At 61.8% G+C, this 12203-nt stretch carries 11 protein-coding genes; 1 reads left to right on the top strand and 10 read right to left on the bottom strand.

Annotated elements, in window-relative coordinates; translation table 11 throughout:
• Positions 1–4 precede the first annotated feature (4 nt).
• The 8 genes from KUA23_RS17715 to KUA23_RS17750 all read right to left on the bottom strand — a co-directional run bounded on the left by KUA23_RS17715 (position 5) and on the right by KUA23_RS17750 (position 8506).
• Entirely contained in the window at positions 5–949 is a 945-nt protein-coding gene (locus KUA23_RS17715; protein WP_078048917.1) for a N5-glutamine methyltransferase family protein, read from the bottom strand.
• Positions 950–959: 10 nt separating this feature from the next.
• Complete coding sequence (locus KUA23_RS17720; RefSeq protein WP_214496778.1) at positions 960–2339, bottom strand: iron-containing redox enzyme family protein; 1380 nt, start codon at positions 2337–2339, stop codon at positions 960–962.
• Positions 2340–2582: 243 nt separating this feature from the next.
• Positions 2583–4325 carry an ABC transporter substrate-binding protein gene (locus KUA23_RS17725; protein WP_252992532.1) on the bottom strand — a complete coding sequence of 581 codons (1743 nt, stop codon included), beginning with the start codon at positions 4323–4325 and terminating at the stop codon, positions 2583–2585.
• A gap of 32 nt (positions 4326–4357) precedes the next feature.
• Positions 4358–4630: a DUF2160 domain-containing protein gene (locus KUA23_RS17730; protein ID WP_010209675.1), complete on the bottom strand. Its 273-nt coding sequence runs from the start codon at positions 4628–4630 to the stop codon at positions 4358–4360.
• Between the two features lie 10 nt (positions 4631–4640).
• Positions 4641–5441, bottom strand: a complete 801-nt coding sequence (locus tag KUA23_RS17735) for a carbohydrate ABC transporter permease (RefSeq protein ID WP_071491788.1) — start codon at positions 5439–5441, stop codon at positions 4641–4643.
• Positions 5442–5451: 10 nt separating this feature from the next.
• The gene (locus KUA23_RS17740) at positions 5452–6318 is read right to left on the bottom strand and encodes a carbohydrate ABC transporter permease (protein ID WP_025858174.1); all 867 of its coding nucleotides are present in this window, start codon (positions 6316–6318) and stop codon (positions 5452–5454) included.
• Positions 6315–7412 carry an ABC transporter ATP-binding protein gene (locus KUA23_RS17745; RefSeq protein WP_252992533.1) on the bottom strand — a complete coding sequence of 366 codons (1098 nt, stop codon included), beginning with the start codon at positions 7410–7412 and terminating at the stop codon, positions 6315–6317. Before KUA23_RS17745 ends, KUA23_RS17740 begins: the two co-directional genes overlap by 4 nt.
• Entirely contained in the window at positions 7412–8506 is a 1095-nt protein-coding gene (locus KUA23_RS17750; RefSeq protein WP_071493336.1) for an ABC transporter ATP-binding protein, read from the bottom strand. Before KUA23_RS17750 ends, KUA23_RS17745 begins: the two co-directional genes overlap by 1 nt.
• Positions 8507–8870: 364 nt before the next feature.
• Between KUA23_RS17750 and KUA23_RS17755 the strand changes: the two genes are divergently transcribed.
• The gene (locus KUA23_RS17755; RefSeq protein WP_252992534.1) at positions 8871–10682 is read left to right on the top strand and encodes a sigma-54-dependent Fis family transcriptional regulator; all 1812 of its coding nucleotides are present in this window, start codon (positions 8871–8873) and stop codon (positions 10680–10682) included.
• Here KUA23_RS17755 and KUA23_RS17760 read toward each other — a convergent pair.
• Together KUA23_RS17760 and KUA23_RS17765 are read right to left on the bottom strand one after the other, a co-directional pair.
• Complete coding sequence (locus KUA23_RS17760) at positions 10679–11611, bottom strand: FecR family protein (RefSeq protein WP_252992535.1); 933 nt, start codon at positions 11609–11611, stop codon at positions 10679–10681. The two genes, KUA23_RS17755 and KUA23_RS17760, sit on opposite strands and share 4 nt — an antisense overlap.
• Positions 11608–12150 carry a sigma-70 family RNA polymerase sigma factor gene (locus KUA23_RS17765; protein ID WP_252992536.1) on the bottom strand — a complete coding sequence of 181 codons (543 nt, stop codon included), beginning with the start codon at positions 12148–12150 and terminating at the stop codon, positions 11608–11610. Before KUA23_RS17765 ends, KUA23_RS17760 begins: the two co-directional genes overlap by 4 nt.
• Positions 12151–12203 lie beyond the last annotated feature (53 nt).

Below are 12203 nucleotides of genomic sequence, written 5' to 3' on the forward strand. Positions count from 1 at the left end.
GCCGTCAGCGCAAACGGGTGACGGTGAGCGCAACCACGGCAATCCGCTCCACACGTTCGTAGCCGGGCTTGGCCAACTCTTCGCCAAATACGTCGGGGTCCAGTTCGCGGTAGGTCCAGCCAAAGGCATCGCTGCCAAGCAATGGCTTGACCGCCGCCAGGAACGGGTCCTCGCCAGCGACAATCGCCACACCGGTGTACAGCACCAGGCTGCCGCCGAGGGCCAGGCGCCCCAGGGACTCGCCGGCGATACGCACCGACAACTGCTCACCCAATGCCCCGCCACCATGGCGATAGGCACGCTGGCGGTCATCATTCATGTACGGCGGGTTGGCGACAATCAGGTCGAACTCACCCTCCACGCTCGCCAGCACGTCGCTGTGGTAGGCACTGATATTGGCCAGCCCGGCCAGCTCGGCGTTCACTGCGGTCATGCGCAGGGCGCGCGGGTTGATATCCACCGCGAGCACCTGTGCATCGTGGCGCGCGCGGGCGATCACCAACGCACCGACGCCGGCGCCGCAGCCGATGTCCACGGCGCGCTTGACCGGTTCGAAGCGCTGTTGCAGATGGGCTTCGATTACCTGGGCAAAGCGGTAGCTGTCCGGCCCGAAAAACACTGCATCGGACTGGGTGGTGGGGTACGCGGAATGTGCAAACAGCAGATCGTCCAGGCTCGACCATCGCACCGCACTGCGCCATAACGAATCGTGCTTTTCGATGACATCGGCTTGCTGCAATTCCTCACGGAAGGCTTCGGGCAACAGCGTGTGGTCAAACGGCATCGACCAGCCGAACACGTCGCGCAGGTCCGTCGCCAGCGGCGCGGCCAGGCGTTGATAGACACGCTCATGGGTCAAGGGCGTTGGGGTGATGAAACGGTAGCCGCTCTCCTTCAACCCCCGGCCCAGGTTCAACAGGGCGCGGTCGGCAAGTTGTTGTGCAGACATGGGGTATTCCTTAGCGCAAACGCGCGCGCAGTTGAATAAAGCGGCGGGTCGCGTACAACCCGGCGGGCGTGCAATGGCGTCGCGCCGACAGCCACGGGATCAGAGCGTTGAGCTGCTCCTCATCGGACAGCTTCCACAGCGATTCCACCAGCGCCTGGGTGTCGGGATCCGCCGGGCGATGCTGCTCGCGGGAGAACCGGCTGCCGCGTCCGGGCCGTACGGGCGGCACGCGTTGGTCGCTGGTCCAATCGCCAGCGATCCAGTCGTGCAGCACCTGCTTTTCATAGCCGCTGAACACGCCGAACATCGCCGCGCCCGCGCCTTCGATCAATTGCCAGAAGCGGCTTTCGGCCGGGTCCTGATCGCGCTTGATCCAACCCTTGTCTTCCAGGGCCTGGAGAAAGGCGCCGATCTGCCCCGGCTGGCCCAGCCATTGGTTGACGGTCTTGCCTTCGAAGCGGCAATAGTCCGAATGCATGTGCTGGCCGAAGGTGCGCTTGCGCTCAAGCATGGCAACCACTTCGTCCTGCAGGTTAAAGCCGTTGATGACGGCCGTTGTCCCCGGCCCCAGGTCGTTGAGGCGATAACCCTCGGCCACCCGGCGATAGAAGTCCGCCCTGCCCTCGCCCAGCGGCAACAGGTTCAGCACCGACTGCGCCGCCTTGCACGCATGGCCGCTGCTGGCGTTGTCGATGGTCACGTGCAGGGTGAAGTAATAGGGGTCGATGCCCAGTTCGCTCAACTCAAAGGCCGTGATCAACAGGTGCAGGGGTAGCTGCTCATAGCCGAGGTTATAGCCGATGATCTCCGGCAAGAAGTCTTCAGCGCACAGCCCCAGGGCCATCTGCAGCGCACCTTGCAGGTAGTGTGCGTCTTCCAGGCCCGCGTTGCTGTCGGCATCGTGTTCGCTGAGCAACTTGCGGTAGATCACCACATGGTTCTGGGCCGCCTCACCGTCGCCCAGCTCTTCGAGGTAGGTGGTGAGCAGGCCGTCGAAGCGCGGGTCTTGCCAATGGCGCAACAGGCCATTGAGCCAGGCGCCGTCGACCTGTTTGGTCGGGGCCACGCGCTGCAAGAAGTACAGCGCATGGGCCTTGTTCTGGAAGTAGCGACGTGGCTGGCCTTGCTGGCGCTGCTCCAGGTAATCGGCATAGGCCTGGGCCACCTCGGTGCAACGCTGTTCGATCCAGCCGGGCAGTTGCTCGGGCACCGGCGGCAGCTCGCTGGGCGCGTCTTGCACCTGCGCCAACTGCGCCTGCAGGAAATCCCGCGCAGCCTCGTGCGCGCCCTGGCCTTCACCATAGAGCTGCTGGTAAAGCCCGTGGTACTGGCCGCAAACCGAATGAGTGAGAGAGGCCGGCTGGCCCGACAGCGCTGTGAGAAGCGTCATGATGGCAGTTTCCGCAAAGTCCGATACAACCAGGCCTCCCGACAAGGAGGCCCCGCAAGAGCGCTCAGAACCACACGCTTCTAAAGTGAAGAGCATCGGGGTGTGCGGAAAATTCAATCAGGGTTGGGAATGTGCGGATCGGCGGTTGCCGCGTTTGGTTTTTCGCCGGTGCGGATGGGCTGAAAGAACACAAGTGGTGAGCGGGGCAAGCCCGCTCACCACAATCAGTAATGACAGGGGTGTTTACTTGCGTGCAGCCTCCCACTGCTTGAGCAGGTCGTTGTAGTTCACGGTTTCGCCTTTGGGCTTCTCGTTGGCCAGTTTCGGTTTAGGTGCGCCCGGCTGGTCGAACCAGTATTGCGCATCACGCTCGGGGTTCATTTTCGGACCGCACACCGGTTGCACTTTGGAGCGCTCCAGGCGTGTCATGATCGCGTCCTGTTCCTTGGCCAGGTTGTCGAGCGCCTGTTGCGGGGTTTTCTCGCCGCTGGCGGCGGCGGCGATGTTGCTCCACCACAGTTGCGCCAGGCGTGGGTAGTCCGGCACGTTGGTGCCGGTCGGCGACCACTCGGTGCGGGCCGGGCTGCGGTAGAACTCCACCAGGCCACCCAGCTTCGGTGCCATGTCGGTCATGGCCTGGGAGTTGATGTCGGACTCACGAATCGGCGTCAGGCCGACGATGGTTTTCTTCAGCGACACGGTTTTCGAGGTCACGAACTGCGCGTAGAGCCAGGCCGCGAGTTTCTGTTTCTCGGGCGTGGACTTGAGGAAGGTCCAGGAGCCTACGTCCTGATAGCCCTTCTTCATGCCCTTTTCCCAGTAAGGTCCGACAGGCGACGGCGCCATGCGCCATTTCGGCGTGCCGTCGGCATTCACCACGGGCAGGCCCGGCTTGACCATGTCGGCCGTAAACGCGGTGTACCAGAAGATCTGCTGGGCGATGTTGCCTTGGGACGGCACCGGGCCGGATTCGGAGAAGGTCATGCCCGCCGCTTCCGGTGGCGCGTAGGCTTTCATCCAGTCCACGTATTTCTGGGTGGCGTACACGGCGGCCGGGCCGTTGGTGTCGCCGCCACGGGTGACGCTGGAGCCGACCGGGTGGCAGTCCTCGACGCGAATGCCCCACTCGTCCACCGGCAAGCCGTTCGGCAGGCCCTTGTCGCCACCACCGGCCATGGAGAACCAGGCATCGGTGAAGCGCCAGCCCAGGGACGGGTCTTTCTTGCCGTAGTCCATGTGCCCGTACACGCGCTTGCCGTCGATTTCCTTGACGTCTTCGCTGAAGAACTTGGCGATGTCTTCATAGGCCGACCAGTTCACCGGCACGCCGAGTTCGTAGCCGTATTTTTCCTTGAACTTGGCTTTCAGCTCTGGGCGCTCGAACCAGTCGGCGCGGAACCAGTAGAGGTTGGCGAACTGTTGGTCAGGCAGTTGGTAGATCTTGCCGTCAGGCGCGGTGGTGAAGGAAATGCCGATGAAGTCCTTGATATCCAGGGTCGGCGAGGTGAAATCCTTGCCTTCATTGGCCATCAAGTCCGTGATGGATTCGGTCTTGCCGTAGCGAAAGTGCGTACCGATCAGGTCCGAGTCGTTGACCCAGCCATCGTAGATATTCTTGTCGGACTGCATCTGGGTTTGCAGCTTCTCCACCACGTCGCCTTCTTGCAGCAAGTCATGGGTGAGCTTGATCCCGGTGATTTCACTGAAGGCCTTGGCCAGCACCTTGGACTCGTATTCGTGGGTGGTGAGGGTTTCCGACACCACGTTGATCTTCATCCCACGAAAGGGTTCGGCAGCCTTGATGAACCACTTGAGTTCGGCAAGCTGCTGTTCGACCGTGAGGGTGGACGGTTTGAACTCGCTGCCGATCCATTTTTTCGCGGCATCTTCGTACGCATCGGCCCAGGCCGAGGCGCTCAAACCGCTCAGGGCCAGTACGGCGGCCAATGAAATGCTATGTCGCAGCTTATTGTTCTTATTCAACATAGAGACCTCCAGGTTGTTTATTCACAAGGGCATCAGCCCCAACGCATCACACTCAACAGCCATACCAGGGAGAGCGCGGACGCCACCCAGATGCTCCAGTCGGTAACGCCGATGACCAGCAAATGCAGGTAGGCGCTGCCGAGAAGACCGATAAACAAGCGATCACCACGGGTGGTGCTGATCGGTAAAAAACCACGCCGGGGGATGCTCGGCGAGCGCAGTTCCCAGGTGGTCATGCCCGCGAGGATCAGGGCTATGGCACCAAAGAACAGCGCGGTGGGGGTGGTCCAGGCCATCCATTCCATCATCGACTCCTCAGACCCGGCCGAGGGCAAAGCCCTTGGCCACGTGGTTGCGAACAAACCAGATCACCAGCATGCCGGGAAGGATAGTCAACACCCCCGCCGCCGCCAGCACACCCCAATCGATACCCGACGCCGACACTGTGCGCGTCATCACCGCTGCAATGGGCTTGGCGTTGACCGAGGTCAGGGTGCGCGCGAGCAACAACTCGACCCAGGAAAACATGAAGCAGAAAAACGCCGTCACACCGATGCCGGAGCCGATCAACGGGATAAAAATCTTCACGAAGAACTTGGGAAACGAGTAGCCGTCGATGTAGGCGGTTTCGTCGATTTCCTTGGGCACCCCGGACATGAAGCCTTCGAGGATCCACACCGCCAACGGCACGTTGAACAGGCAGTGCGCCAGGGCCACGGCGATGTGCGTGTCGAACAGGCCGATGGACGAATACAGCTGGAAGAACGGCAGCAGAAACACCGCCGGTGGCGCCATGCGGTTGGTCAGCAGCCAGAAGAACAGGTGCTTGTCACCCAGGAAACGGTAGCGCGAGAACGCATAGGCCGCCGGCAGCGCCACGCTCAGGGAGATCACTGTGTTCAGGCTCACGTAGTACAGCGAGTTGAGGTAGCCGGTGTACCAGCTCGGGTCGGTGAAGATCACCTTGTAGTTGGCCAGGGTGAAGTCCTGCGGAAACAGCGTCAGCCCGCCGAGGATTTCGGTGTTGCTCTTGAAGGACATGTTCAGCAGCCAGTAGATCGGCACCAGCAGGAACAGGATGTAGATCAGTAGCGGTATCAGCTTTCTCTTGTTCATGTTGGCGGCCTCAGCGGTTGGCGTCGGAGTGGGTCATGGCGGTGTAGAACAGCCAGGACACCAACAAGATGATCAGGAAGTACACCAGCGAAAACGCCGCCGCCGGGCCCAGGTCGAATTGGCCTACGGCCATCTGGGTCAGGGTCTGACTCAAGAACGTGGTGGCGTTACCCGGCCCGCCGCCCGTCAGGACGAAAGGTTCGGTGTAGATCATGAAGCTGTCCATGAACCGCAGCATCACCGCGATCAGCAGCACGCTCTTCATCTTCGGCAACTGGATATGCCGGAACACCGCCCAGGCCGAAGCACGATCGATCCGCGCGGCCTGGTAGTACACATCCGGAATCGCCCTTAGGCCTGAGTAGCACAGCAGCGCCACCAGCGACGTCCAATGCCACACGTCCATCACCAGCACTGTGACCCAGGCGTCCATGGTGTTGGCCGCGTAGTTGTAGCTGATGCCCAACGCATTGAGGCTGTAGCCCAGCAGGCCGATGTCGGCGCGGCCAAAAATCTGCCAGATGGTGCCCACCACGTTCCACGGGATCAGCAGCGGGATGGCGAGGATGATCAGCACCAGCGACGACCAGCGGCCCTTGGTCGGCATGGTCAGGGCGATCGCGATGCCCAGCGGGATCTCGATCAGCAACACGCAGGCCGAGTAGATGAACTGACGCAGCAGCGAATCATGCAGGCGCGGGTCGAGCAGCACCTGCTTGTACCAGTCGGCGCCGACGAAGTAGCGGCTGGACTGGTCGAAGATGTCCTGCACCGAGTAGTTGACCACGGTCATCATCGGGATCACCGCACTGAACGCCACCAGCAGGAACACCGGCAATACCAGCCACCAGGCCTTGTTGTTCTGCACCTTGTTCATGGCTGCACCTCCAGCAGGTAGTCGTCGGCATACACCATCAGCCATTGCGCGGGAAAGCTGATGGAGGCCTTGCCCTCGGGCACCGGTTTGTCTTCGGCCAGGCGCACCTTGAGCAGCGCGCCGTCGAGGTTGAGGGTAATGATCTTGTAGGTGCCGAGGTCTTCGAGATGAGTGACATCGGCCTGCAGGGCGTCAGGGTTGTACTCGTCCCACACATGGATGAATTCCGGACGGATACCAACCTGCAACTTTTTGTACTCGGTGTTGGCAATGCGTTGCTGCAAGGCCTCTGGCAAGGGCAGGTGGGTGTCGGCAAACCGCACCCCGCCCGCCTCGGCCTGCACCTCGATCAGGTTCATCCCAGGGCTGCCGATGAAATAGCCGACAAAGGTGTGGCTCGGCCGTTCGAACAGGTCGCGCGGCGTGCCGAACTGTACGATTTGCCCGCCGTACATCACCGCAATCTTGTCGGCGAAGGTCGAGGCCTCCAGCTGGTCGTGGGTGACATAGACCATGGTGATGTTGAACTGCTCATGGATCTGCTTGAGCTTGCGCCGCAGTTTCCACTTGAGGTGCGGGTCGATCACCGTCAGCGGCTCATCGAAGAGGATCGCCGACACGTCGTCGCGCACCAGGCCACGGCCCATGGAGACTTTCTGTTTTTCGTCGGCGGTAAGGTTGCGGGCCTTTTTGGTCAGCAGGTTTTGCAGGTCAAGGACCTCGGCAATTTCCTGCACTTTGCTGTGGATCTTCGCCTCGGCCATGCCCTGGTTGCGCAGCGGGAACGCCAGGTTGTCGAACACCGTCATGGTGTCGTACACCACCGGGAACTGGAACACCTGGGCGATGTTGCGTTTTTCCGGGGTGAGGTCGTTGACCACTTTGCTGTCAAACAGCACCTGGCCTTCGGACGGGCTGAGCAGGCCGGAGATGATATTGAGCAAGGTCGACTTGCCGCAGCCCGACGGCCCGAGCAAGGCGTAGGCCCCGCCCTGCTCCCACACGTGGTTCATTTCCCGAATGGCGTAGTCCTCGGGGCCGCTCGGCGTAGGGCTGTAGCTATGCGCCAGGCTCTGCAAATGGATCTCGGCCATCAGGCAACCCTCGCGACACGGCGCCCGGGGGCCTGGACCAAACGGCCCTGGCCATCGAACACAAACAGTTTATGGGTGGGGATGTACACGCGGATCGGCGCGTCGACGTCGTATTCGTGCACCCCCGGCAGGTGCAGCACCAACAGGAAGTGTTCACTGCGCACGTGCAAGAAGGTTTCCGAACCGCTGATCTCGGCGACCTCCACGGTCACCGCCAGCTCCAGGTCGTCGTCGTTGCTCGGCACCAGGCTGATATGGCTGGGACGTACGCCGAAACGGAACTCGCCTTCGCCGATGGGGCGCAGGTCGACGTTGAGCGGGAAGTGCACGAAATTGGCGAAGCTCACTTCATTGCCGCTGATACGCCCCGGCATCAGGTTGATCGGCGGCTCGGAAAACAGCTCGGCGGCCAGCACGGTCTGCGGCTGGTGATAGACCTCGGCGGCCTTGCCGCTCTGGATCACCCGGCCTTCGTGCAGGATGGTGGTGGTGCCGCCCAAGGCCAGGGCTTCGTTGGGTTCGGTGGTGGCGTAGATGGCGATGGTGTGGCGCGCGGCAAACAGCTCGCGCATTTCCTGACGCAGCTCTTCGCGCAGTTTGTAGTCCAGGTTCACCAGCGGCTCGTCGAACAGGATCAGCTCGGCGTCCTTGACCAGCGCGCGGGCCATCGCCGTGCGTTGCTGCTGGCCACCGGAGAGTTCCAGCGGGTGACGCTGGAGGAATTTCTCGATGCGCAGCATCCGGGCGGTTTCCAGCACCTTGCTCTGGATCAGCTCGTTGGACACACCGGCCTGGCGCAACGGCGAGGCGATGTTCTCGAACACGGTCATGGTCGGGTAGTTGATGAACTGCTGATAGACCATCGACACGTTGCGCAGGCGCACCGGCTTTTGCGTGACATCCACGCCGTTCATCAGGATGCGACCGCTGTCGGGCTTGTCCAGCCCGGCCATCAGGCGCATCAGGCTGGTCTTGCCGGACAACGTACGGCCGAGCAAGACGTTGAAGGAACCGGCTTCGAAGCGCAGGTTGGCGTCGTCGATCCAGGTCTGGCCTTCGACAACGCGGGAGACATGTTCCAGGGTCAATGACATGACACGACCTTTTTATTATTGGAATGAATCTGGCCAGCTGTCAGAGCGAGTTTCGTGCCAAAACGGCAAGTGCTTGATGTGCAAGGAAATGGGCTAAACGGGGTGTTCAGGTGTGAACAGAAATGAACATCACAAGCTGAACAACTGAACACTCAGGCCCTTGACAATGAACAGTCCTGAACAACACTCTCATGACCGATACAGGGCAAATGTGGGAGCGGGCTTGCTCGCGAATGCGTTGGACCAGTCGACCTATGTATTGACTGACACACTGCTTTCGCGAGCAAGCCCGCTCCCACATTTTGATCCGGTTTCGTCAGGTAGATTGTGCAAGCCCAATAACAATAAAAACGAAGGTCGCACCATGGCCGAACCACTGGCTCACGACACCCTTATCCAGGAATCCTGGCGCCGTTGCCGCGCCTTCGGCCTGGACCACCAGAGTACGCCCAGCTTCGACCAGCTTCCCGCCGAGGGCATCAGCCAATTGCTGGAGAGCCAGCACTCGCTGGTACAGACCACGCACCAGGAAGTGCTGCCCTACTACGAAAACATCCTCAGTAATTCCAACTGCCTGATCATGCTGGCCGACAACCAGGGCCAGGTGCTGACCAGTTGGGGCACCCAGCGTTTTATCGAACCCAAGCTGGCCCGGGGCTTCAACCCCGGCGCCAGCTGGATGGAGCGCTCCAGCGGCACCAATGCCATCGGCACCGCGCTGGCCTGCGCCCAGGCGGTGCATATCGAACACGATGAACACTTCCTCAAGGCCAACCGCTTCATGACTGGCTCGGCGGCGCCGATCTTCGATGCCCAGCGCGAGATCATCGCGGTGCTGGACGTGTCCAGCGACAGCTACCTGCCGCCCTCCCACACCCTGGGCATGGTCAAGATGATGAGCCAGACCGTGGAGAACCGGCTGATCCTCAACCTGTTTCGCGGCGAACACTTCCAACTGACCTTCAATACCGGTCTCAGTAACCTGGATAGCCAATGGGCCGGCCTGCTGATCTTTGATGAAAGCGGCCAGGTGCTGTCGGCCAACCGACGTGCCGACAACCTGCTGGGCATCAGCCTGTCGCGGGTGATGATCGACAGCCTGTTCAAAGTGTCGCTGCTGGAGCTGTTGAACCAACCGGAAGGCCTGCCCTTTTCCCTGCAAGCCGCAGGGCGTAACCGCTTCCAGTGCTTGTTGAAGCGACCCAGGCAAATGCCGGTGCAGGCGCGTGTGTTTACTGAACCGACGCCGCCAAAGCCTGCCTCCATTGGCCTCAAGACGTTGCATTTTGGCGATATGCGCGTAGAGAAAGCCGTGCGCCAGGCCGAGCGGTTGCTGGAAAAAGATATTCCGCTGCTGATCCACGGCGAAACCGGCGTGGGCAAGGAAGTGTTCGTCAAAGCCTTGCACCAGGCCAGTTCGCGCAGCCAGAAGGCGTTTATCGCGGTGAACTGCGCGGCGATTCCGGCCGATCTGGTGGAGTCGGAACTGTTCGGCTATGAAAAAGGCGCCTTCACCGGCGCCAATCAAAAAGGCAGCATTGGCCTGATCCGCAAGGCCGACAAGGGCACGCTGTTTCTCGACGAGATCGGTGACATGCCACTGCCCACCCAGGCCCGCTTGCTCCGTGTGCTGCAGGAACGTTGCGTACAACCAGTGGGCAGCAGCGAGTTGTTCCCGGTGGACTTGCGCATCATCTCGGCCACCAACCGCGCACTGCGCGAACTGGTGCAGGCCGGACGTTTTCGTGAAGATTTGTATTACCGCATCGGCGGCCTGACCCTGGAACTGCCGCCCCTACGCGAGCGCACCGACAAGCAGGCGCTGTTCCAGCAACTGTGGCAGCAACACCGCGAGCCAACCCAGTGGGCAGGCCTGAGCGCTGACGTGCTGGCGCTGTTCGAGCAGCACCCGTGGCCGGGGAACCTGCGCCAGGTGAGCAGCGTGTTGCAGGTGGCGCTGGCGATGGCCGAAGAACAGCCGATCCGCCCGGAGCACCTGCCGGATGATTTTTTTGTCGACTTGAAAGTGGAACCACCGCAGCCCATCAGTGAGTACCTGGATGAGAGCATCGACCTCAACCAGCGCCTGAAGGCCGTCGGTGGGAATATTTCCCACCTGGCGCGCGAACTGGGGGTGAGCCGCAATACCCTGTACAAGCGCCTGCGCCAGCCCTAGCGCGGCTTGACCACCACCAGCAGGTCGGTGAAGTACTCCACCTGGATCGGCAGGTTATCCGCCAATGACGACAGCGCCGCTGCCGTGTCGTCGAGCTTGAACACGCCGGACACCCGCAGGTTCTGCAGGGCCTGTGGATCGAAGCGCAGCATGCCGTGGCGATAGCTGGCGAGGGTTTGCAGGACCTCGCTCAGGGGTTGGTCGTTGACCTTGAGCAGGCCACGGGTCCAGGCGTCGGGGTCGCCATCGTTGACCGCTTGCGGCGGCTGCGCGCGGCCATGGTCGAGGACCGAGCGCTGGCCGGCCTTGACCTTGACCCCATCGAGGGTCTCGCCTTTGACCGCTACCGTGGACTCGATCACCGTCACCACCGTGGTGCCGTCTACCGCGCGCTTGACCAGGTAACGCGTGCCCAGCGCAGTGGCGGTGCCCTGGTCGGTACGCACCACGAAAGGCCGTTGCGTATCCTTGGCCACGTCTACCCAGAGCTCGCCCTGCAGCAGTTCGATCACCCGTTGATGGCCGTCGAACTTCACGTCCACCGCCGAGTTGCTGTTGAGCTGCAACTGGCTGCCGTCTTCGAGGGCGATCTGCCGGCGCTCACCAATGCCGGTGCGCTGGTCAGCCATCCAGAGGGGCAGGTGTTGCAGGCCCAGCCAACCGCACAGGACCACACCGAGCAAGCCCACCACCTGCGTGCCACGTGGACGTCGCGGGGTGAAGGCACGGTTCAGGGCAATGCGCGCGGGCTTGGCGGGCAACGCATCGAGGCTACCCCACAGCGCACTCATGCGCTCGATAGCCACTTCATGGCGCGGGTCGGCCTGGCGCCAGGCGTTGAAAGCCTGGCGATCGGCGTCGGTGACGGCTTCGTCGTGCAGGCGCGTGAGCCACTGCGCCGCCTGCTGGATGATCTGTTCGGAACTCATGCCAGCGGGTCGGCCGGGTGCAGGCTGTGGTAGCAATGCACCAAGGCGCTGGAGATGTAGTTTTTGACGGTGCTGGACGACACGTCCAGGCGCGTGGCGATCTCGCTGTAGGTCAGGCCATCGAGGCGACTCAGCAGGAACGCTTCGCGGGCCTTGGCCGGCAGGCCGGCGAGCATCTCGGCAATGCGTTCGAGCGCTTGCAGCGCCACGTGAATCGCGGCGGGGTCGGGCATGCCGGCGTCTTCGCACTGGATCGCCAGGGCTTCCATGTAGGCTTTTTCGATACGGCGACGACGGGCGCCGTCGATCAACAGCCGCCCTGCCGTGGTGGCCAGGAAAGCACGAGGTTCCTTGATCGACTGCGGCTCGGCCAGCATCAGCACGCGGATGAACGCGTCATGGGCCAGGTCGGCGGCATGCTGGGAGCATCCGAGTTTCTTGCGCAGCCAGCCGTGCAACCAGCCCTGGTGCTCGCTGTACATCGCCGTGAGGGTCTGCTGCCGGACGGAGTCGCCCAGCGCGGCCGGAATGTCATGCATGCGCAAAAAGATCTCAAATGGGAAATGTTACCAATTGCGCAAACAATGCCAGT

Source organism: Pseudomonas pergaminensis, from assembly GCF_024112395.2.
Lineage (GTDB): Bacteria > Pseudomonadota > Gammaproteobacteria > Pseudomonadales > Pseudomonadaceae > Aquipseudomonas > Aquipseudomonas pergaminensis.

Bases quoted from the DNA above. Each gene is read 5' to 3' on its own strand.
- KUA23_RS17715 (WP_078048917.1), bottom strand. From the start codon at position 949: ATGTCTGCACAACAACTTGCCGACCGCGCCCTGTTGAACCTGGGCCGG.
- KUA23_RS17720 (WP_214496778.1), bottom strand. From the start codon at position 2,339: ATGACGCTTCTCACAGCGCTGTCGGGCCAGCCGGCCTCTCTCACTCAT.
- KUA23_RS17725 (WP_252992532.1), bottom strand. From the start codon at position 4,325: ATGTTGAATAAGAACAATAAGCTGCGACATAGCATTTCATTGGCCGCC.
- KUA23_RS17730 (WP_010209675.1), bottom strand. From the start codon at position 4,630: ATGGAATGGATGGCCTGGACCACCCCCACCGCGCTGTTCTTTGGTGCC.
- KUA23_RS17735 (WP_071491788.1), bottom strand. From the start codon at position 5,441: ATGAACAAGAGAAAGCTGATACCGCTACTGATCTACATCCTGTTCCTG.
- KUA23_RS17740 (WP_025858174.1), bottom strand. From the start codon at position 6,318: ATGAACAAGGTGCAGAACAACAAGGCCTGGTGGCTGGTATTGCCGGTG.
- KUA23_RS17745 (WP_252992533.1), bottom strand. From the start codon at position 7,412: ATGGCCGAGATCCATTTGCAGAGCCTGGCGCATAGCTACAGCCCTACG.
- KUA23_RS17750 (WP_071493336.1), bottom strand. From the start codon at position 8,506: ATGTCATTGACCCTGGAACATGTCTCCCGCGTTGTCGAAGGCCAGACC.
- KUA23_RS17755 (WP_252992534.1), top strand. From the start codon at position 8,871: ATGGCCGAACCACTGGCTCACGACACCCTTATCCAGGAATCCTGGCGC.
- KUA23_RS17760 (WP_252992535.1), bottom strand. From the start codon at position 11,611: ATGAGTTCCGAACAGATCATCCAGCAGGCGGCGCAGTGGCTCACGCGC.
- KUA23_RS17765 (WP_252992536.1), bottom strand. From the start codon at position 12,150: ATGCATGACATTCCGGCCGCGCTGGGCGACTCCGTCCGGCAGCAGACC.